Annotated in this window: 24 protein-coding genes and 1 tRNA gene; 23 read left to right on the forward strand and 2 right to left on the reverse strand. The window is 68.8% G+C overall.

Features of this window, described 5'->3' with window-relative positions; genetic code table 11:
• The first annotated feature begins 12 nt into the window (after window positions 1-12).
• The 20 genes from IE198_RS13635 to IE198_RS13725 all read left to right on the forward strand — a co-directional run bounded on the left by IE198_RS13635 (window position 13) and on the right by IE198_RS13725 (window position 14,860).
• Window positions 13-1,083, forward strand: coding sequence for a hypothetical protein (locus IE198_RS13635; RefSeq protein ID WP_189886203.1), 1,071 nt, complete (start codon window positions 13-15; stop codon window positions 1,081-1,083).
• Window positions 1,084-1,095: 12 nt separating this feature from the next.
• Window positions 1,096-1,254: an Rmf/CrpP fold protein gene (locus tag IE198_RS13640; protein ID WP_189886205.1), complete on the forward strand. Its 159-nt coding sequence runs from the start codon at window positions 1,096-1,098 to the stop codon at window positions 1,252-1,254.
• Window positions 1,255-1,352: 98 nt separating this feature from the next.
• A complete protein-coding gene (locus IE198_RS13645; protein ID WP_189886207.1) occupies window positions 1,353-2,105 on the forward strand; it encodes a hypothetical protein in 753 nt (250 codons plus the stop codon).
• A 14-nt stretch (window positions 2,106-2,119) separates the two neighbouring features.
• Window positions 2,120-3,079, forward strand: coding sequence for a major capsid protein (locus tag IE198_RS13650; protein WP_189886209.1), 960 nt, complete (start codon window positions 2,120-2,122; stop codon window positions 3,077-3,079).
• Window positions 3,076-3,708, forward strand: coding sequence for a hypothetical protein (locus IE198_RS13655; protein ID WP_189886211.1), 633 nt, complete (start codon window positions 3,076-3,078; stop codon window positions 3,706-3,708). The genes IE198_RS13650 and IE198_RS13655 overlap by 4 nt, the downstream gene beginning before the upstream one ends.
• A complete protein-coding gene (locus IE198_RS13660; RefSeq protein ID WP_189886213.1) occupies window positions 3,695-3,910 on the forward strand; it encodes a hypothetical protein in 216 nt (71 codons plus the stop codon). Before IE198_RS13655 ends, IE198_RS13660 begins: the two co-directional genes overlap by 14 nt.
• Before the next feature lie 3 nt (window positions 3,911-3,913).
• Window positions 3,914-4,309: a hypothetical protein gene (locus IE198_RS13665; RefSeq protein WP_189886215.1), complete on the forward strand. Its 396-nt coding sequence runs from the start codon at window positions 3,914-3,916 to the stop codon at window positions 4,307-4,309.
• Window positions 4,310-4,311: 2 nt separating this feature from the next.
• Window positions 4,312-4,623, forward strand: a complete 312-nt coding sequence (locus IE198_RS13670; RefSeq protein WP_229833929.1) for a hypothetical protein — start codon at window positions 4,312-4,314, stop codon at window positions 4,621-4,623.
• Window positions 4,620-4,970, forward strand: coding sequence for a minor capsid protein (locus IE198_RS13675; RefSeq protein WP_229833907.1), 351 nt, complete (start codon window positions 4,620-4,622; stop codon window positions 4,968-4,970). The genes IE198_RS13670 and IE198_RS13675 overlap by 4 nt, the downstream gene beginning before the upstream one ends.
• Entirely contained in the window at window positions 4,963-5,385 is a 423-nt protein-coding gene (locus IE198_RS13680; RefSeq protein ID WP_189886217.1) for a minor capsid protein, read from the forward strand. The genes IE198_RS13675 and IE198_RS13680 overlap by 8 nt, the downstream gene beginning before the upstream one ends.
• 68 nt (window positions 5,386-5,453) lie before the next feature.
• Window positions 5,454-5,876, forward strand: a complete 423-nt coding sequence (locus tag IE198_RS13685; RefSeq protein ID WP_189886218.1) for a phage tail tube protein — start codon at window positions 5,454-5,456, stop codon at window positions 5,874-5,876.
• Window positions 5,873-6,298, forward strand: coding sequence for a hypothetical protein (locus IE198_RS13690; RefSeq protein WP_189886220.1), 426 nt, complete (start codon window positions 5,873-5,875; stop codon window positions 6,296-6,298). Before IE198_RS13685 ends, IE198_RS13690 begins: the two co-directional genes overlap by 4 nt.
• A gap of 50 nt (window positions 6,299-6,348) precedes the next feature.
• Window positions 6,349-6,477 (forward strand): hypothetical protein, encoded by a 129-nt coding sequence (locus IE198_RS36115; RefSeq protein WP_268246474.1) that lies wholly within the window; start codon window positions 6,349-6,351, stop codon window positions 6,475-6,477.
• A 22-nt stretch (window positions 6,478-6,499) separates the two neighbouring features.
• Window positions 6,500-8,653 carry a phage tail family protein gene (locus IE198_RS13695; RefSeq protein ID WP_189886221.1) on the forward strand — a complete coding sequence of 718 codons (2,154 nt, stop codon included), beginning with the start codon at window positions 6,500-6,502 and terminating at the stop codon, window positions 8,651-8,653.
• Window positions 8,654-8,668: 15 nt separating this feature from the next.
• The gene (locus IE198_RS13700) at window positions 8,669-12,004 is read left to right on the forward strand and encodes a hypothetical protein (RefSeq protein WP_189886223.1); all 3,336 of its coding nucleotides are present in this window, start codon (window positions 8,669-8,671) and stop codon (window positions 12,002-12,004) included.
• Window positions 12,005-12,012: 8 nt separating this feature from the next.
• Complete coding sequence (locus IE198_RS13705) at window positions 12,013-12,513, forward strand: hypothetical protein (protein ID WP_189886225.1); 501 nt, start codon at window positions 12,013-12,015, stop codon at window positions 12,511-12,513.
• 62 nt (window positions 12,514-12,575) lie between these two features.
• Window positions 12,576-13,499 carry a peptidoglycan recognition protein family protein gene (locus IE198_RS13710; RefSeq protein ID WP_189886227.1) on the forward strand — a complete coding sequence of 308 codons (924 nt, stop codon included), beginning with the start codon at window positions 12,576-12,578 and terminating at the stop codon, window positions 13,497-13,499.
• Between the two features lie 28 nt (window positions 13,500-13,527).
• Window positions 13,528-13,887, forward strand: a complete 360-nt coding sequence (locus tag IE198_RS13715) for a hypothetical protein (RefSeq protein ID WP_189886229.1) — start codon at window positions 13,528-13,530, stop codon at window positions 13,885-13,887.
• A gap of 20 nt (window positions 13,888-13,907) precedes the next feature.
• Window positions 13,908-14,204 (forward strand): hypothetical protein, encoded by a 297-nt coding sequence (locus IE198_RS13720; protein ID WP_189886231.1) that lies wholly within the window; start codon window positions 13,908-13,910, stop codon window positions 14,202-14,204.
• Entirely contained in the window at window positions 14,201-14,860 is a 660-nt protein-coding gene (locus IE198_RS13725; protein WP_189886233.1) for a collagen-like domain-containing protein, read from the forward strand. The genes IE198_RS13720 and IE198_RS13725 overlap by 4 nt, the downstream gene beginning before the upstream one ends.
• A gap of 345 nt (window positions 14,861-15,205) precedes the next feature.
• On the opposite strand, the gene IE198_RS13730 is transcribed toward IE198_RS13725, so the two are convergent.
• Entirely contained in the window at window positions 15,206-15,442 is a 237-nt protein-coding gene (locus IE198_RS13730) for a GntR family transcriptional regulator (RefSeq protein WP_189886235.1), read from the reverse strand.
• 142 nt (window positions 15,443-15,584) lie between these two features.
• On the opposite strand from IE198_RS13730, the gene IE198_RS13735 reads away from it, so the two are divergent.
• Complete coding sequence (locus tag IE198_RS13735; RefSeq protein ID WP_189886237.1) at window positions 15,585-15,773, forward strand: hypothetical protein; 189 nt, start codon at window positions 15,585-15,587, stop codon at window positions 15,771-15,773.
• A gap of 184 nt (window positions 15,774-15,957) precedes the next feature.
• Entirely contained in the window at window positions 15,958-16,170 is a 213-nt protein-coding gene (locus IE198_RS13740) for a hypothetical protein (RefSeq protein WP_189886557.1), read from the forward strand.
• 608 nt (window positions 16,171-16,778) lie between these two features.
• On the opposite strand, the gene IE198_RS13745 is transcribed toward IE198_RS13740, so the two are convergent.
• A tRNA-Arg gene (locus tag IE198_RS13745) sits at window positions 16,779-16,851 on the reverse strand.
• A gap of 107 nt (window positions 16,852-16,958) precedes the next feature.
• Between IE198_RS13745 and IE198_RS13750 the strand changes: the two genes are divergently transcribed.
• A complete protein-coding gene (locus tag IE198_RS13750) occupies window positions 16,959-18,017 on the forward strand; it encodes a maleylacetate reductase (RefSeq protein ID WP_189886239.1) in 1,059 nt (352 codons plus the stop codon).
• Window positions 18,018-18,023: the final 6 nt, after the last annotated feature.

Below are 18,023 nucleotides of genomic sequence, written 5' to 3' on the forward strand. Positions count from 1 at the left end.
GGAGGCACACCGATGGGTAAGGCGTTCGTCGCCAAGCTGGCACGCGAGGGGGCCCGGGATCCGGAAGCGCTCGCAGCGTGGATCGGCCGGAAGAAGTTCGGCAAGCGGGCGTTTCAGCGGCTCGCCAAGGCCGGCCGCGACGACGCGGAGGAGCAGCGCGCACTCATGGGCAGGGTCCGCCGCTCCGGGCGTCTCTCGCGAGACCTGACCGGCTTCTCAGACACCGAACTGGGCCGCGCGCTGCAGGATCTGACCCCGGACGAGATGGCGCGCGTTGCTGCAGAGATGGACCGGCGCGACGCCGCCGCCCGCATGCCCGGTGCCCGCCCGGACCTGATCGGCCTCTCAGACGAGGAGCTCGGGCAGCGGATGCGGGACATGACCGGCGCAGAGTTTGCCGCGGTCGTCGAAGAGGCCGACCGACGACAGAAGATCGCCGAAGTCTTCCCAGATAGCCAGCTCGCCGACGACCTGACCGGAGTGGACGAGAACACCCTCGGTTGGGCGCTGGGCTACGCCAGCCCTGACGAGGCCGCACGGATCGCCGCGGAGATGGATCGCCGGCACCCACCGGCACCACTTCGGCCGGCCGCCGGAGCGGGAACGGTTCGAGGGCAGCTGGACGACCGCGCCGCAGTCGACGACCTGTTGCGGTCGAACCCGGACGACTGGGCGCACCTGTCCGAGGACATGCCGGAAGATCCGCGCGACCGGATGACGGCCACTGAGCGGTGGATCGCCGACCGGGAGGACGCGGCAGCGTCTTCCCGTGCCGCGTACAGCCGGGAGCAGGTACGCGAGATGTACCGCGAGCACGTGTATGGCCAGTACCTTGCGGCTGAGGACGAACTACGGGGCGTGCTGCTCTCGAAGGAAGCCGTGCGGCAGGGCATTGACCCCATGGCCGTGTTCACCGGCCCGTCGCACGTCGCCTACGCCCGCGCGTCGGAGGAGCTGAAGCGCTGGTGGAGGGACAACCCCCGCACTACCCTGGCCGAGTACGAAGAGCAGGTGTCCGGGCAGCGCAGCGAGGCAGGCGACAGGGCCCGCAAGAGCGGCAGCGACCAGCAAAACCGGCTTTGATCAGGGGGCGTCATGGGACCGCGTCAGCAGATCGTGCAGGCACTCACGGAAGGCGCTGAGGCTGGACGCCGCGGCGACCGTCCGACCGTCTGCCCGTACAAGGGTGACGACCTGCGGCGCTCCGCGTGGCTCCGCGGCTACGCGAAGGCCCGGCCACTCCCGGGCGAGTAACCCCCGACCGCTTCACCCCACCTCTGGGCCCGCTACGGCGGGCCCTTTTGCATGCCCGCCGGGCGCGGGCTCCCACCGATGCCCCGGGAGGGCACACCATGCACAAGCGCAGTCTTGCCCGCCACCGCCTCGACGGCGCCGGCTGGGCGCACCCGTACGGTCACGGCCCTTTCTCGCCGATCGTCTACGCCGACGGAGGGGACGGCGCAGGCTCCGGATCCGGCAGCGACGCCGCCGGTGACGGTACGGGTGGCGACAACGGCAAGCCTCCGGCAGCTCCTGCGGCTGGACCGTGGGACGGATTCCAGTGGGACGGCAAGGTTGACTCGCTGCCCGCGGACGTCGCGAAGGTGATTCGCGAGGCGCGCGAGGAAGCCGGGAAGGCGCGCACGACCGCGAAGGAGAACGCGGCGCAGGCCGCCCGGCAGGAACTGTTGGAGACCCTCAGTAAGGCCGTGGGGCTGGACACCAGCGCGAAGCCTCCGACCCCGGAGGAGCTGACGCGGCAGCTGACGACCGCGACAACGGAACGCACCGTGGCCCAGGAGGACGCGGCGGCGGCCCGGATCGAACTGCACGTTTTCCGCACCGCTACCCGGCTGGGCGCGGACGCGGAGCAGCTGCTCGACTCGCGGTCCTTCTGCGACGCGATCGACGCGATCGACGCGAAGGACCCGAAGAAGTTCACCGAAGAAGTGGAGACGGCGATCAACAACGCCATTTCCGCGAACCCGCAGCTCCGCGCAGGCCAGGTGCCGCGGCGGGGCGGGGGCGACTTTGCCGGCGGGCCCGGCACGAACGGCCGCCCCACCTCACTGCAAGACGCCGTTTCCGCCGCTCTAGGCGGATGACCTAGGAGCAATCCATGCCCGTAACCCTGGCTCAGGCCAAGCTCAACACGCAGGACGACGTTGACCTGATGGTCATCGACGAGTTCCGCAAGTCGTCGTGGCTGCTCGACAATCTGACGTTCGACGACGTCGTGAATCCTGCGGGCGGCGGGGCGACCCTGACGTACGGCTACACGCGTCTGATCACGCAGCCGACCGCGGCTTTCCGTGCGATCAACTCCGAGTACACGCCGCAGGAAGTCACCCGGCAGCGGTACACCACGGACCTGAAGGTTCTCGGTGGGTCGTTCCAGATTGACCGCGTGCTGGCGAAGCTGGGCCCGGCCCTGTCGTCTGAGGTCACGCTGCAGATGCAGCAGAAGATCAAGGCCGCGCAGTCCACTTTCAGTGACGCCGTGATCAACGGTGACACCGCCGTGAACGCCAACTCCTTCGACGGACTGTCCAAGGCGCTCGCAGGGTCTGCAACCGAGCTGGACGGGACCGGGGTCGACTGGACCACGGTCAACAGCCAGGCCACCGCCGTGGCCGCGCAGTCGATGCTTCGCCGGCTCATGGCCGCGATGGACGGCCGCCCGGATGCGCTGCTGATGAACGCTGACGCGCTCGCCGCGCTCGAGACCGTCGGCGACTTCGCCTCGAGCCTCGACTCCCGCGACGTGTTCGGCCGCACCATCACCACGTGGCGCGGGATCGCCCTGGTCGACCTCGGCGACAAGCCCGGTTCGACCAGCCCGATCATCGCGACCGATGGTGTCGCGGGCACCACGGACATTTACGCCGTGCGGCTCGGGCTGGACGGCTTCCACGGCATCAGCACCCTGGGTGGCCAGCTGGTTCAGCAGTTTATGCCGGACTTCACCACCCCCGGCGCCGTGAAGACCGGCGAAGTGGAGATGGGCCCGGTTGGTGTCGCGCTCAAGGCGACGAAGGCCGCCGCGGTCCTGCGTGACGTGAAGGTGGTGACGCCGTGACCGTCATCCACAGCCCTGTGGAAGGGTTCACCGGATCCGGCCCCGGCGGGCTCGAGTTCAAGGACGGCCGCGCGGAGACCGACGACGAGAAGCTGATCCGCTACTTCCGGAAGGCCGGATACGGCGTCGGCGGCGACGCTCCGGCCGCTCCGGAGCAGCCGGAGCCGGCCGACCCGCGCGACTACGAGCAGCCCGAGCAGGTCGGTACCCGGCTGCGGGATGCCGCGGTGGACCCGCGGCCGGAGGATTTCCTCCCGCCGACGAACGCGGGTGAGGCGAACCCCCACGGGCCGCTGGTCGTTGCCCCGGAGATCCACGCCGCGGAGGGCCCGAAGCCCATCCACCCGGGGCCGGTCACTCCGGGCGACCCGGTGGCGCAGGAGCAGCGGGAAACCGCGCTCGCTCAGGCCGTGATGGTCGACAACGCGGACGCGAACGACGCGGCGCAGGCTGCCGCGGAGTCGAACCCGCAGCCGGAGGAGCCCCCGACGAAGGGCGCCGCAAAGGCCACGTGGGTGGACTGGGCCGTGGCCCGGGGCGCGTCCCGTGAGGCTGCGGAGCAGGCCACGAAGGGCGACCTGATCGCACAGTACGGACCGAAGGAGGACACCCCGGATGCCTCTGTATGAGCGCTACGGCGACAATCACGAGGTTGTCGAGCGGGTACAGACCGTTGCAGGCTCGCGGAACGATGCCCGCCTGGCCAGCTCGAAGGAGTGGAAGGCCGTAGACGAGTCCGCGGAGGCGACCAGCACGGCGCCCACCCCGGCCGCTGCTGCGCCGCTCCCGAAGCGGACCCCGAAGCCGGCCCCGGCCGCGCCGGAGGGCTGACCGGTGGCCCGCGTCTACGCCAACGTGGCGGAGTACGAGGCTTTCACGGGCGAGACCGCGCCCGCGAACGCCGGCCGGCTGCTGGCGCGGGCCTCCCGCCTCGTTGACCGCGCCATGGTGGCCGCGATCTACGACACGACGGCGGCCGGATACCCGTCCGACTCTGACGTGTTGGCGGGTTTCCGGGATGCCACGGCCGCTCAGGTGCAGGTGTGGGCGTCGCGGGATGCTGCGGCGTCCGGGAATGACCCGGTGAACAGCCCGTGGACGTCGGTGTCAGCGGGCGGGCTCAGCTTCTCCCGCCAGTCGGCGCCGGTGGCGACCGTGGACGACACGGCCCTGACGGCTGAAGCCGTGGAGATCCTCGAGGGGCTAGGGCTCGAGCGGGTGATCTGGTGAAGATGCCGGACTTCCTGCTGCAACACGAGGTGACGATAGAGCCGTACCTCGGTTCGTCGGCGTACGGACCGCGGTACGGGCCTGCAGTCACGGTGGCGTGCCTGCTCGAGCAGCAGACCCGGGCCGTGGTCGGCGCGGACGGTAGCGACGTCACTTCGTCGGCCACTTTCCGGGCGCCGCTCGACATGCCCGACTGCCCGCCAGAGTCCCGGGTGACGCTCCCCACCGGGGACACGACCAGGGTCATCGCCCGGCTACGGCACGACGGCGGCAACCTGCCGACCCCGCAATGTTGGGAGGTGCAGCTCCGGTGACCCAGTACAGCCGCATGTCCTGGCAGGGCGGCCGCCTGTGGGGCGGCCGCGGCCAGCGCCTCGCCTCCGATGGCCTGCGCCGCGCGCTCGAGCACACGCTGAGCGTGTCGAATCAGCAGGTGCCGTTGGAGGAGGGCACCCTCGAGCGGTCCGGCCGTGTCGATGTCGACGGCCTCGAGGGCTCCATCTCGTACGACACCGTGTATGCGGTCCGGCAGCACGAGGAGCTGACGTGGCGGCACTTGCCGGGCCGTAAGGCCAAGTACCTCGAAGACCCCATGGCCAGCGAGCGGGCCGTGATGCTGCGCTTGATGGCCGTGGGCCTGCGGAGGTGGCTGCGTGGCTGACTTCCTCGACGGCCTCGCACGCCATCTCGAGGGGCTGGGCCTACTCGAGTACGACCCGGACGGGGTCACCGGCGACACGTTCATCGGCACCATGCCATCCCGCCCGGACGCCGCGGTTGCGCTGACCATCTACGGCGGGCCCGAGTCGGATTCGAAACTGGGCTGGGACGAACCCTCAGTGCAGGTGCGGGTACGGGGCGGCCCGGATCCCCGCGTCTCCTACAACCGTTGCGCGGCGATCCGCTCCGAGCTCCACGGACTCGGGCCGATCACCCTGCCCGACGGGACGTTCCTGCAGCTGTGCATTGCGCAGCAGTCCGCCCCGGCGCCGATCGGCGCGGACGACACCGGCAGGCATGAGCACGTCTGCAACTTCCGCACCGAGGTGCGGTCCGTGACCGCGCACCGCGTGTAACCCCGCTTCCCCTGCCGCCCGGCGCCTTGCGCGTACGGGCTCTCACCCCATGCCCGAAGGAGGGCCCCATGGCTCGCTACAACGCGAGGGACTGCGTTTTCGAGATCGAGTCCGAGACGCCAGCCACGTGGATCGAGATCGGCGACATCAGCACTTTTTCCAAGAGCCACGAAGAGGAGACAGCCGACACCACCGTGTTCGGCTCGCAGGGCCAGGCCGAGTCGCAGAAGATGCAGTTGGGCAAGTCCCTGACGCTCGAGGGACTGCACAACACGACCGATGCCGGCCAGACCCGGGTAGAGGAGGTTTCCGAACTCCTCGGGGACGAGTCCCTGATCAAGTTCCGGTTTCACGCGCCCGGCGCGACGAACTGGACCGTGTGGACGGCGCATGTCAACCTCGGCGACCAGGGCGGCGGCAACAACGACAAGGGGGCGTGGGCGGCCACGTTCACCCGCTCCGGCGCGGACACCACGGCGGCGATCGTATGACCAAGCCGAGCCCTATCGAGGACTCCTTTGACGCGTTCTGGGAGGAGCAGACCGGCGGGCTGCGTACCACGGTCATCAACGGTGTTGAGGTTGCCGTGCCCAACGACCTCCCGCAGGGTTTCGCGCAGCGGTTCGACCGGCTCAAGGACTCCGACAAGGCTGAGGACGCGGCGGAGCTGGTCGCCATGCTGTACGGCGACGAGGCCGCGAAGAAGTGGATGGAGCCGCCGCAGATCGGCACCCGAAAGCTGATGACGGCACTCCTGTGGGGCATGGCGCAGGCATCCGGGGAGGACATCACTTTCGCGGAGGCGTACCAGCGGCTACAGGACCACCTCACGGGAAAAGCCAAGACGCCGCCGAATCGGGCAGCACGCCGAACCGCACAGAGGAAGCCGTCCGGCGCTACTGGTGGGCGGTAGAAGCCGACTTTCAGCGGGAGTACGGGCTCGGGCCGCAGGACATCGCCGCCATGACGCGGCGCCGGTTCGCGGTCCTGCTGGTCGGTCTGTCCGACGCCGCCGTGTTCCGGCGGGTCGCGGAACACGAGCTGTCGATCATCGACGATCCGGGCCAGATCAGTAGCGCTCTGCAGGGCTGACAACCACATACGGGAGGCCATCGTGTCCCTTGTTATCGGCGACTTGGTGGGCCTGATTCGCGCGGACGATTCGGGGATGCGCCGCGGCCTGAATGATGCCGAACTGCGGATGCGCGGCTTTCAGCGGGACGTGAACGGCCAGCTCCGCACCCTTAACGGCCGTTTCGCGACGACCGGCGAACTGCTGGCCGCGGGTATCCGGGAGGGCACGCAGGAGGGGCGCCGCTTCGGTTTCGAGCTCGGGCGGATCGCGTCTGCGGGGCGGGGCCTGCTGGGTGCGGTGTCGTCGCTGGGTCGTATGGCCGTGCTGCTCGGTGCCGCGGTGCCGGTGGCCGCCGGGCTTGTGGCGGCGCTGTCTCAGATCGCCCCGGCTGCGGCTGTAGGCGTGTCCGCGCTGGTGGCGCTGCAACTCGCATCGAACACGCTGAAGATCGCGATGGTGGGTGTAGGGGACGCGGTCAAGGCGGCGTTGGACCCGGAGGGTGCAGAGGCGTACGCGGAGGCGATCAAGAAGCTGTCCCCGGAGGCTCGTAAGTTCACCGACTCCCTGCGAGCCATGGCCCCGGAGCTGGACAAGCTCCGCAAGGCGGTACAGGACCGGGTTTTCGCTGGCCTTAACAAGGAGATGGAGCGCACCGCCAAGTCGGTTGCGCCCGCCCTTAAGCGGGCGCTCCTGAGTACAGGCGACACTCTCAACCGCATGGCTAAGGGAGCGGGCGCGGCAGCCCGCGACCTTGGCGACAAAGGCGTTCTCGGGCGCGCCCTGGATTCGGCCACCAAGTCACTCGAAAACATGGAAAAGGTGCCCGGCCGGGTGGTCACTTCGCTCGGGCTTTTGGCATCAGCGTCCGGCCCGTCGCTGGAGCGGATCGCGAAGAAGGCGGACGAAGTATCCGCCCGTATCACGGATTCGCTGACCGACTCGTTCGAGTCCGGCAGGCTGGAACGCGCCATCGACGGCGCCATTGACGCGCTCGCTCAAATGGGCCGGATCGTCCGCAATATTTTCGGCGGACTCAAGAACATCATCGGCGGAGTTACTGACGAAACGGGCTCGCTGTTCTCCATCCTGGAGAGGGTTTCCGAGGCGTTCGAGCGGCTGACTGCGTCGGAAGAATTCCAGTCCATCCTTCGCGAGCTGTCGAAAACTGCGGGTGATCTGGTTGACAATGTTTTGCCGCTGCTGAAAGAGGCGTTCATTCAGCTCGCCCCTGTAATCCGGGAGCTGGGCCCGCCCATTCGGGACTTCATCAACAAAATCGGCCCGGAACTGCTGCCGCTTATGCGGGAGCTCGGCCCGATCTTGGTTGACCTTGCCGTGATCCTCCGAGAGCAGATGCCTTTTGCCATCAAGCTGGCGACGGCCGCCATTCAAACCCTGACTTTCGTGCTCGGTATCGTCCGCTGGGTGCTGCACAACCTTGTTGTTCCGGCCCTCCGGTTGGTTTCGCAAATCCTCAACTCCAAGTACGTTGAGGCCATTGCCGCCGCGTCACGTGAGACGTCGGCCAAGATCGGCGTCATGGCCCGGAGGTTCGAGGAGTTTCGTTCCTCCGTGTCGGGCGTCGTCCGGGTTGCTGCCCTGAAAATCGCGGGCTTCGTTGGTTCTGTGGCTGGCTTCGGCCGGCGAGTCGCGGGCACGGTGGGCAACATGATCGGCATGTTCCAGCGGATTCCCGGTGAGCTCCGCAGAGCATTTGGCGGCCTCGGCAGCATGCTGTGGAATTCAGGCCGCGCCCTGATCGGCGGTTTCATCGGCGGCATTCTGTCGCGGATTTCAGAAGTTGCATCCGCGGCAAGTCGAGTCGTGGCCGCGGCCCGTAGTTACTTCCCCTTCAGCCCCGCGAAGAAGGGACCTTTCTCGGGTACGGGCTGGACGCTGTATTCAGGCCGGGCGATCAGTGAGGCTCTGGCCGCTGGCATCCGGTCCCGTGAGGGCGTGGTGTCGTCTGCCGTGTCGGGCCTGATGGCTGGCGCTCACAGCGGCATACCGGATGTTGGCAGCGGCGTGCCGGGATGGGCGCAGGCCGCGCAGTTCCGTGGTGTGCCGCAGGCTGGCGGCGGTGTGACGACGGTGCGAATCGAGGTGTCCGGGCCGGACGAGGTGAAGCGCCTCATTCGGAAGATCGTGAAGGTCGATGGGCGCGGGTCGGTGCAGACCGCGTTCGGTAACTGAGGAAAGGGGTGCGGAATGCCGGTGCCTGACGCGCGTGTGGAGTTCCTGATCGGCGGCGAGTGGGTCGATGTGACGGACGATGTGCGGGCGGCGGGTACGCAGATCACGCACACGCGCGGGTACCGCGAGGGTGGTACCCGCGTGGACCCGGCCGCCGCTGACTTCACGGTGGCGTCACCGGGCGGGAAGTACTCCAACCGCAACCCGCGCTCCGAGTATTTCGGGCTGCTGCCGCGGAACACGCCCGCGCGGTGCACCGTCGCCGGTCCTACGTACCTCTCCATGACATCAGATAGCAGCAGCTTTGGGGTCCTCGCTAGCGACTCTGCCGCACTTGACATTGTCGGAGACATCGACATCCGGTTTGAGGCCACCCTTGACAACTGGCAGGCCGCCGGGTCGGTCGAGCTGTGCGGCAAAGGAGAGGTAACCGGCAATCAGAGGTCATGGATTGTCATGGCCCGTGACGGAAACCTTCACTTCGAGTGGTCGACGGACGGCGTTACGGCGGTCGAGCGAGATTCAACTCAGCCGCTACCAGTGCCGGCATCGGGCCAACTCGCTGTGCGCGTCACGTTCGATGTCGACAACGGGGCTACCGGCAACACGACCACGTTCTACACCGCACCAACGATCGAGGGCCCGTGGGTGCAGCTTGGCGAGCCGATTACCGGGGCCGGCGTGACCAGCCTGTTCAACAGCACCTCAGGCGTACGCGTCGGTCAGGGCTGGTCCACGCTGTCGTTCGCGTCGGCCAGCGGCAAGGTGCACGCGTTCGAGCTGCGTAACGGCATCGGGGGAACGCTCGTTGCCGCGCCGCACTTTGCGGAGACCACCGCAGGAGCAACCGCGTTCGTCGACAGTGTGGGCCTGTCGTGGTCTGTGCGGTCGGGCAGCAGCTTGTCGGATCGCTGGCAGCGGTTCAATCTGGCCATTCCGGAGTGGCCGCCGTCGTGGCACGTGTCCGGGCATAACGTGAGCGCCCGCCTGGCCGCGGCGGGGACGCTGCGCCGGCTCGGGCAGGGCCGCAAGGCCCTCGACTCGACGCTGCGGCGCCGCATTCCGTCGTTTGGGCCGCTCGCGTACTGGCCGATGGAGGACGAGAGCGGTTCGACCGCGGCAGCATCACCCATAGCGGGCGTGCAGCCGATGGACACCCAAAACATGGACTTCGGCGCTAACGACACGCTTGCCGGATCGAAGGCGCTGGCTGTCGTGGACCGGTCCAGCGGCGCATGCCTGATGCAGGGCAAAGTCCCCGCACCGAGTAGCGCTCTCAGCTCGTGGGGCGTCGTGTGGATGTACTACTTGGAGCAGCCGAATACGACGCTCTACACGTTCATGCGGATTCAGTCCACGGGAACGGTGCGGGAGTGGTACATCCAAACGCGGAACGATTTGACCCGCGTTTTCGGGCTCGACTCCGACGGCGCGACAGTCTTCACCGAGGACATTGCCACGGACACCACCCTGTTCGGGCAGTGGATGCGCGTCGACTTCACCGCTACACAGTCCGGGGGCAACGTCGAGTGGCACATTGCGTGGGTGCCTGTCGAGGGCGACGGCGTTGGCGTAACCCTGAGCTTCGCTGGAACCGTGGGAACGCCAACGGCGGTGGGCAGTCCGCTAGGCGGATTTGGTACCGAGCTCGACGGCATGGCCATCGGCCACGTGTCCGTGTGGCCCACATCGAGCAGCAGCGTGGGCCCGCTTGCGCTTTTCAGCGCGGCCGACGCATGGACGGGTGAGACTGCTGGAGAGCGTATCTCCCGCCTGTCTGATGAGGAGTCGCTGCCGATCGCCGTAGCGGGCACGACCGATCTACAGCAGCGCATGGGCCCGCAACTGCCGGCCACTCTGCTGGAGCTGCTGGAGGAATGTGAGGCGACCGACGGCGGCATCCTCTACGAAGACCGCGAGTCGACCGGCCTGCGGTATCGGGACCGGGCCTCGCTCTACAACCAGACGCCGCGTCTCACGATCCCGTACGGGCAGCTTGCGCCGCCGCTCACCCCTGTGGACGACGACCAAGCGATTCGGAACGACGTCACGAGGCAAAGGATCGGCGGTAGTAGTGCCCGCGTGGTCGTCGAGGACGGGCCGCTGTCCGTACTGCCCCCGGAAGAGGGCGGCGTGGGCATCTATGACGAGTCCCTGTCGCTGTCGATGTACGACGACACGCAGCCCCTGCAGATCGCCGCGTGGGCCGCACACCTGGGCACGTGGGACGAGGCCCGGTATCCGTCGGTGCGGCTGTACCTGCACAAATACCCGGCGCTGATCTCCGATGTGCTCCTGCTGGACGTCGGCGACGTCATCCGCATCACCGACCTGCCCGACCACCTGCCGCCCGGACCCGTCGACCTGATGGTCATGGGCTATCAGGAGGAAATCGGCCCCCTGGCATGGGACCTCACCCTGTTCTGCGCGCCGGCCGGGCCGTGGTCGGTGGCCGTTGCGGACACGGCGCGGGCGGACACGTCGGGCACGGAGCTGGCGGCCGCGGTGGACGCGGACGACACGGTACTGCCGCTCGTGACGACCAGCGGCCCGGAGTGGATCGACAGCGCCACGTACGCGGACCAATTCCCGTTTGACGTCCGCGTCGGTGGCGAGGTGGTCACGGTCACCGCGTGCACCGGTGTGGCTGAGGACGCTTTTGGCCGCACGGTGGCCTCTGGGTGGGGCACGTCCGACTCTGGCCAGGCGTGGGCTACTTCCGGTGGTGCCGCGGCCGACTACGCGGTCAGCTCCGGCACGGGCCGGCACATCATGAATACGAGAGGCCTCTTCCGGGTCACGACCGTGCCCGTGCCGGTCTCCGATGTCGACCTGCGATTCGACTTCTCCCTATCCGCTGTGCCCGCGGGTGACGCGGCATACGTGTACGCCCCGGTGAGGTACATCGACGAGACACACATGTACTTCGCGCGGGTGCAGGTCTCAGCGGGCGGGGCTTTCTCCCTGTCGCTGCGGAAGCGAAACGGGTCGGAAACGCTGCTCACCAGCGTGGCCCCCGGGATCACGCTGACCGCCGGCACCTGGTACACGCTGCGGGTTGCAATGACCGGCAGCACCCTGAACGCAAAGGTGTGGCTGCGGTCCGGGACGGAGCCGAGTAGTTGGCAGCTGTCCGCGACTGACACCGACATGACCGCCGCTGGCTCGGTCGGTGCCCGTACCTTCCTGGGTGCGACGACGACCAACCCCCTGCCGGTCACCGTGCAGTTCGACAATCTGCGCGCCGGGCCGCAGCAGTTCACCGTCACCCGCTCGGTAAACGGCATCGTCAAGTCTCATGCGGCCGGGACCGCGGTCCGGCTGGCCTATCCGTCCTACGTCGCACTGTAAGGAGCCCGATGCCTGACACTGTGCTCGCTGGGCAGCTCATCACCGCGGACATGTGGAACCGCCGGGCCCCGGTGCTGAAGAACTACACGCCGATCACGGCAAATTCCTCGAACACTACGACCGTAGAAACGGTGGCTATCACCACCGCTTCTGTGACCTTCGAGACCGGCCGGGCCTACCGGGTGATCCTCAGAGGGCTCGGCCAGTCGTCGGTCGCTGAGGACACCATGACGATGCGTGTCCGCAAGACCAACACCAGCGGACAAGTGCTTCTGGAGAGCTTCCGGATCTACATTCCGGCTGGCGGGGTCAATGTCGACTACTACTCGGCGCAGGTCTGCACGAACACGACCGGTGCCGATGTGTCGGCCGCCCTGGTCGGCACCTACGTCCGCAACACAGGGACCGGCAACTGCTTCATGGCGGCCAGCGCCACACACGTGTCGTACATCCAGGTGGAAGACATTGGCCCGGCCAGCGATTTCCCGAGTGCTGTCGCCATCATCTGACCGCCCCCTGCTCTTCTTTCGCCGCCCCGCCTGTCGGGGCTTTTCTCATGTCTGGAGTCCCTATGGCCACACCACTATCCGCCGATCGGCTGCTGCAGGCGCTGCGCAACGAGGGCCTGCGCGTCGTCGAACACCGGTCGTGGCGGACTCACAGCCGGAACCACAAGGGCCCGTGGGGACCGGTGAACGGCGTGATGATCCACCACACGGTCACCGAGGGCACCCAGTCCTCAGTAGAGCTCTGCTACAACGGCCACTCCACGCTGCCCGGCCCTCTGTGCCATGGCGTGATCGCCAAGGATGGCACGGTCTACCTGGTCGGCAACGGCCGCGCGAATCATGCCGGGCTCGGGGACGACGACGTGCTGCGCGCCATCATCGACGAGCGCACCCTGCCGGCGGACAACGAAGCCAACACCGACGGGAACCGCGCCTTCTACGGCTTCGAGTGCATCAACCTCGGTGACGGTAAGGACCCGTGGCCGGCGGCGCAGCTGGAGGCGATTGAGAGGGCTGCGGCGGCGATCTGCCGCGCGCACGGCTGGACGCAGCGCAGCGTCCTCGGGCATGCCGAGTGGCAGCCGGGCAAGGTCGACCCGCGCGGCTTCGGCATGGACTCGATGCGCACGCGGATCGCTGGACGCCTTGGCGCTCCGCAGGCCCCGGCCGTGCAGCTGCCGGCGCCGCGGAAGCCGGTCGTTGACCTGTCCCGGCTCATCACCGCCGCCCGGACCGATCCTGCCCGGAGAGGCACACCGGTCACGTACAGCGGCGTACGGACCGTGGAGGCCGCCCTCATCGACGCCGGCCTCCTCGCCAAGCGATACGGCGACGGCCATTTCGGCTCGAGCACCGTGGAGGCGTACGCCAAGTGGCAGCGATCCAAGGCTGGTGGCGGGTACCGCGGCGCGGCCGCCGACGGCATCCCTGGCCGGGCCTCCCTCGAGCGCCTCGGCAAGCGGTACGGCTTCACCGTCACCGCATGACCCCTCCCCAACGAAGATCGGATACTCCATGCAGACACGTCTTTTCGGCCGCGAGCCGGTAGCGGTCCTGAACACTCTGGCGGCAACGCTCGGTCTGGTCGTTTCCCTCGGCATCTCCCCCCTCACGGCGGAGATGGCCGGCGCCATCGTCGCGTTCGTGACTGCCGTCCTGGGCGGCTGGGCTGCGGCCAAGACGCGGCCGATAGCCCCGCAAGCGTTCACTGCCATCACGGCAGCTGGCGCAGTCCTGGTTGCCACCTTCGGATACGAGGTGTCTCAGGAGGTCATCGGCGGTATCAACGGCGTGATCCTCGCCGGGCTGACGCTGCTCACCCGCGCGCAGGTGTCGCCCACGCTGACCGTACCGAGTCAGTCGCGCGGCGTCTGACCTGACAGGAGCACCGCCCCATGGCAGATGAGCCGACCCCAGGGGAAATGGTCCGGCGCCTCGAGGATCGGCTCGCCGACGTGCGCGACGATATCCAGCAGCTCGGGCGCCGCATGGACGAGAAGGTAGACCAAAAGGTCTACGACCTGCGCCATGAAGCGCTCGGCGCGCGCGTCGCCACGCTGGAGACCCGCCGCGAGCAGGACGCCGAAAAGCTGGTGGCCACCCGAAGGTGGCTGATCGGCGCCGTCGTCATACCGCTGATCGGCGTGCTGCTGCCGGTGATACTCCTACTGATGCAGGGGGCTGGGACATGACGCGGTCGGCGCTTCGCGCAGAGGCACGGAAGCACCGCCGCGGCGACGTCCTCGCCATCTTCGGGGCCCTGGTGCTGGGCATGGTCCTGGCCGGGATTCTCCTTAGCGTCCGCAGTCTTCAAGTCGAGCTGCGCAACGCGAACGCGGCGCGGGATCAACTGGCTGCGCAGGTGCAGCAGCTGGGCGAGAAGCCGATAGCGGGGCCGCCCGGATCCCGGGGTGAGCCCGGCCAGGGCAAGCCCGGCCCTACCGGACCTCCCGGGCCGCGTGGCGAAGAGGGCCCGAGCGGACCGCGCGGGCCCGTCGGACCGTCCGGCCCTGTAGGGGAGTCGGGTACTCCCGGCGCCGCGGGCATCGGCGCGACGGGGGCGCCCGGCCAGGATGGGGCCGCCGGTGAGGCGGGCGCGCCGGGACCGCAGGGCGAACCGGGGCCCGCTGGCCCGGAGGGACCGCAGGGGCCCCGCGGCGAGCAGGGCGAGCAGGGGCCCGCCGGGCCGGCTGGTCAGTCCTGCCCCGAGGGCTACTCCTGGCAGACACCGGAATACGACCCGGATGCGAAGGTGTGCCGCCGCGACGGCGCACCGCCGCCCGAAGACGACGAACCTTCGCTGCCGTTGTCCCTGGCGCTGGATCCGAACCGCCGCCAGTACCCGTGAACACCTGTGCCCCCTCTCGCCTTCGGGCGGGAGGGGGCATTTTTTGCGTTCCGGCTCCCCGTTGTCGGCGGGCTGTGCCATAGTCGTCTCGTCCCCGCCGCTGCGGGGGTGTTCCGATCTAGTGCTAGGCGTTGTCCCCGCCGCTGCGGGGGTGTTCCTGCCTGGTTCTATCGGGAGTCCCCGCCAACGCGGGGTTGGTCCAGATGATTCATCCGGACAAGCATTGCTCCCCGCCGTTGCGGGGATGGCCCAAGTTTTAGGGGCGTGCAACACCTGCTCCCCGCCAACGCGGGGATACGAAAGCCCCACCCAGATGGGTGGGGCTTCTTCGTCGCTCAGGGCCCATCACCCCCGGTCGGCGACGAACGTTCCCAACCCGACTTCGGCTCTGACCAGCCCTTCGGCTTTCAGGTGCGCCAACACCTTTTGCGCCGTGGACGCCGCTACCTCGAACTCCGCGCTCAGTTCGACGACGGACGGCACGCGACTGCCCGCGGGGTACGTGCCGTCCGTGATACGCTGCTCGAGCACCGCGGCAATCTGCCTCCACACCGGCCGCGTCCGGTCAAGATCACTGCTCATTCGGTTGACGCTAGGTAGCTGCGGTAGACGGCGCGACCGCAGTATGGTGCGGTAGACCTCGGTAGACCATGCCGAGCGAAGACCCCCGCAGCCGTGCGACCGGCTCGGGGGTGTGGACGACACCCCAGAGGAGGGCTTCGTCGTGGACGAGCGTACAGACCCCGCACCGCAGGGAACAGGTGGCTTCTGCCACTTCCACGGAGGCGACTCGGGCACCGCGCTACCGGTGAAGTCGGTCATCCGGAACTCCGGCCCGGACGTGCTGCTGTACGCATGCGCGCCGTGCCGCGAGCAGCGCCGCCTCACCCCGCTCCGGGGGACGGTGGCATGACCGGCAAGAGGCGTTGGTCGCCGATCCTCGATATCGAGCCGCGGGTGCGTATCCCGTCGCCGTGTTGGGTCAAGCATCCGGACCCGGACCGGTACGACCGTTGCAGCGAGTCTCCCGGGCACACGCACCGGCATTACGACTGGTCGACCAAGGCAGAGTGGCCGAACACGGGGAAGGAGCGGCAGTGACCGCCGAGGACACCACCCCGGTCACCGGCCGCTCAAGGTGCGCCGGCACGCCGATTCCGCCTGCGGCCGCCCTGTCGCGGGAGGCATACGCCGGCCGCGCCTGCTACGCCTGCGAAAAGCGGCTCACGACCGGGGCGATACTCGTCGGCCGGGCTGTCGGCCGCATGGGTGCGCACGTCCTCGACTGTGACGCCTACGCCTGCCCTTAGGTCCCCGCCCGGGGCTCGGTACTGTCCCCCGGGCGGTAAGCGGGAGCCCGACGGCGAGCAGTACAGGGCGCCCGCTGAAATGGCCCCGATCGTCCGTTGCCCCCGTGGCGGATGATCGGGGCTCGCTCGCGTGGCCACGGGGATTGAGGGAAGCAGAGTGGACGGCCGCATCTGACGGGACTGTTTGGGTGCGGCACCGCAGCGGCCGACGGGCGTACACATCTCCGCCACGCTCGGCCGTTAGACGCTAAGACTCGGTCAAGGCGTCCCGCCCCGCGCGCTTGTGCGTGCGGGGCGGTCTACTTTGGATACAGAAGGCCCCCACCGACAATCCCGGTGGGGGCCTTCCGCCTGTGGCGCCGGCCTCCCCGCCGGGCGACCACAGGTCTCGAGAGGCACATCTCAGGTGCGCGCGGGGAGACGCTCCTTACCCCTCTCGACGCCGACTCTAATTGGTGTGAGCACGCATTCGCCATCCCCCAATCGGGGGTTCCGGAGGGCCTCTCCGGCGGGGATGTGGCGTCGATGTGGCGTCGCGGACGAGAAAGGCCCCCCGGTCGGTCTGGACCGGGGGGCCTGTTGGGCTTCTCACCTGTGGTTTCTCAGTGTGCCCCCGGCAGGATTCGAACCTGCGACACCCGCTTTAGGAGAGCGGTGCTCTATCCCCTGAGCTACGAAGGCGGAAGCCTGGATCTCATTCCAGGCCAGGAACAGCGTAGCGGATGCGGGTCGGTGGTTGGGTGTCGGTATCAGTGTCGGACGGGCTGAAACGACGGAGGCAACGACCGATGTCCGAGAACACCGCCGCCGCCCAAGTGGCCGTCCACGAGACGCTCCCCTCCCGGGTGCTCGTGGGCCGTGGAGCGCGCCGCGAGATCCCCCGGGAGATCGAGCGACTCGGTGCCCGGCGGGTGCTGCTCGTCGCGACCGGCTCGGCGCGCGCTGCGGCCGATGATCTCGCGGGGGCGCTCGGAGCCCGCCTGGCGGCGCGGTTCGACCGGCCGGCCGTGCACACCCCCGTGTCCGTGACGGCCGAGGCGATGAAGCTCGTCGAGGAGACGTCCGCCGACGCCGTGGTGGCGATCGGCGGCGGCTCGGCCGTCGGTCTCGCCAAAGCGGTGTCCACGCGTACGGGGATGCCGCAGATCGCCGTCCCGACCACGTACGCCGGTTCGGAGGTGACCCCCGTCCTGGGCGAGACGGAGAACGGCGTGAAGACCACGCGCCGCGACCCCGCGATCGCGCCGGGGACCGTGGTCTACGACCCGGAGCTGACGCTGACGATGCCCGCGGGGCTCACGCTGACCAGCTCGCTCAACGCCCTGGCCCACGCGGTCGAGGCGCTCTGGGCGCCGGACGCGACCGCCGTGAGCGACGCGCTCGCCACGGAGTCGATCGACGGCATCCTCACCGCCCTGCCGGCGGTGCTCGCCGACCCGACCGGCATCGCGGGCCGCGAGCGTCTCCAGGAGTCCGCCTGGCTCGCGGGCCTCTGCCTGGCCCGGACCCGGATGGGACTCCACCACCAGCTCGCGCACGCCCTCGGCGGCACCTTCGACCTGCCGCACGCGGAGCTCCACGCTCTGCTGCTGGCCCACGTCATGGCCTTCAACCTCCCCTCGGCCCCGAAGGCCGGCGCCCGTCTGCGCCGCATCTCCGGCGGCGACCCGGCTGCCGTCGTCGGCCGCCTCGCCCGCAGCTACGACGGCCCGACCACGCTCGGCGCTCTGGGGGTGCCGCGCGACGGCCTGCGCGCGGTCGCCGAACGGGTCGCCGCCCGGCCCTACCCGAACCCGCGCCTGCCGGAGGCCGAGGCGCTGACCCGGCTCCTCGAGGAGGCCTGGTAGCTCCCA

It is taken from the genome of Streptomyces xantholiticus (assembly GCF_014651015.1).
Taxonomy (GTDB): Bacteria; Actinomycetota; Actinomycetes; order Streptomycetales; family Streptomycetaceae; genus Streptomyces; species Streptomyces xantholiticus.

Coding starts and splice junctions, on each gene's coding strand:
- IE198_RS13710 (WP_189886227.1), top strand. CDS start 12,576: ATGGCCACACCACTATCCGCCGATCGGCTGCTGCAGGCGCTGCGCAAC.
- IE198_RS13720 (WP_189886231.1), top strand. CDS start 13,908: ATGGCAGATGAGCCGACCCCAGGGGAAATGGTCCGGCGCCTCGAGGAT.
- IE198_RS13705 (WP_189886225.1), top strand. CDS start 12,013: ATGCCTGACACTGTGCTCGCTGGGCAGCTCATCACCGCGGACATGTGG.
- IE198_RS13635 (WP_189886203.1), top strand. CDS start 13: ATGGGTAAGGCGTTCGTCGCCAAGCTGGCACGCGAGGGGGCCCGGGAT.
- IE198_RS13690 (WP_189886220.1), top strand. CDS start 5,873: ATGACCAAGCCGAGCCCTATCGAGGACTCCTTTGACGCGTTCTGGGAG.
- IE198_RS13750 (WP_189886239.1), top strand. CDS start 16,959: ATGTCCGAGAACACCGCCGCCGCCCAAGTGGCCGTCCACGAGACGCTC.
- IE198_RS13725 (WP_189886233.1), top strand. CDS start 14,201: ATGACGCGGTCGGCGCTTCGCGCAGAGGCACGGAAGCACCGCCGCGGC.
- IE198_RS13700 (WP_189886223.1), top strand. CDS start 8,669: ATGCCGGTGCCTGACGCGCGTGTGGAGTTCCTGATCGGCGGCGAGTGG.
- IE198_RS13685 (WP_189886218.1), top strand. CDS start 5,454: ATGGCTCGCTACAACGCGAGGGACTGCGTTTTCGAGATCGAGTCCGAG.
- IE198_RS13645 (WP_189886207.1), top strand. CDS start 1,353: ATGCACAAGCGCAGTCTTGCCCGCCACCGCCTCGACGGCGCCGGCTGG.
- IE198_RS13670 (WP_229833929.1), top strand. CDS start 4,312: ATGCCGGACTTCCTGCTGCAACACGAGGTGACGATAGAGCCGTACCTC.
- IE198_RS13660 (WP_189886213.1), top strand. CDS start 3,695: ATGCCTCTGTATGAGCGCTACGGCGACAATCACGAGGTTGTCGAGCGG.
- IE198_RS13640 (WP_189886205.1), top strand. CDS start 1,096: ATGGGACCGCGTCAGCAGATCGTGCAGGCACTCACGGAAGGCGCTGAG.
- IE198_RS13715 (WP_189886229.1), top strand. CDS start 13,528: ATGCAGACACGTCTTTTCGGCCGCGAGCCGGTAGCGGTCCTGAACACT.
- IE198_RS36115 (WP_268246474.1), top strand. CDS start 6,349: ATGACGCGGCGCCGGTTCGCGGTCCTGCTGGTCGGTCTGTCCGACGCC.
- IE198_RS13650 (WP_189886209.1), top strand. CDS start 2,120: ATGCCCGTAACCCTGGCTCAGGCCAAGCTCAACACGCAGGACGACGTT.
- IE198_RS13730 (WP_189886235.1), bottom strand. CDS start 15,442: ATGAGCAGTGATCTTGACCGGACGCGGCCGGTGTGGAGGCAGATTGCC.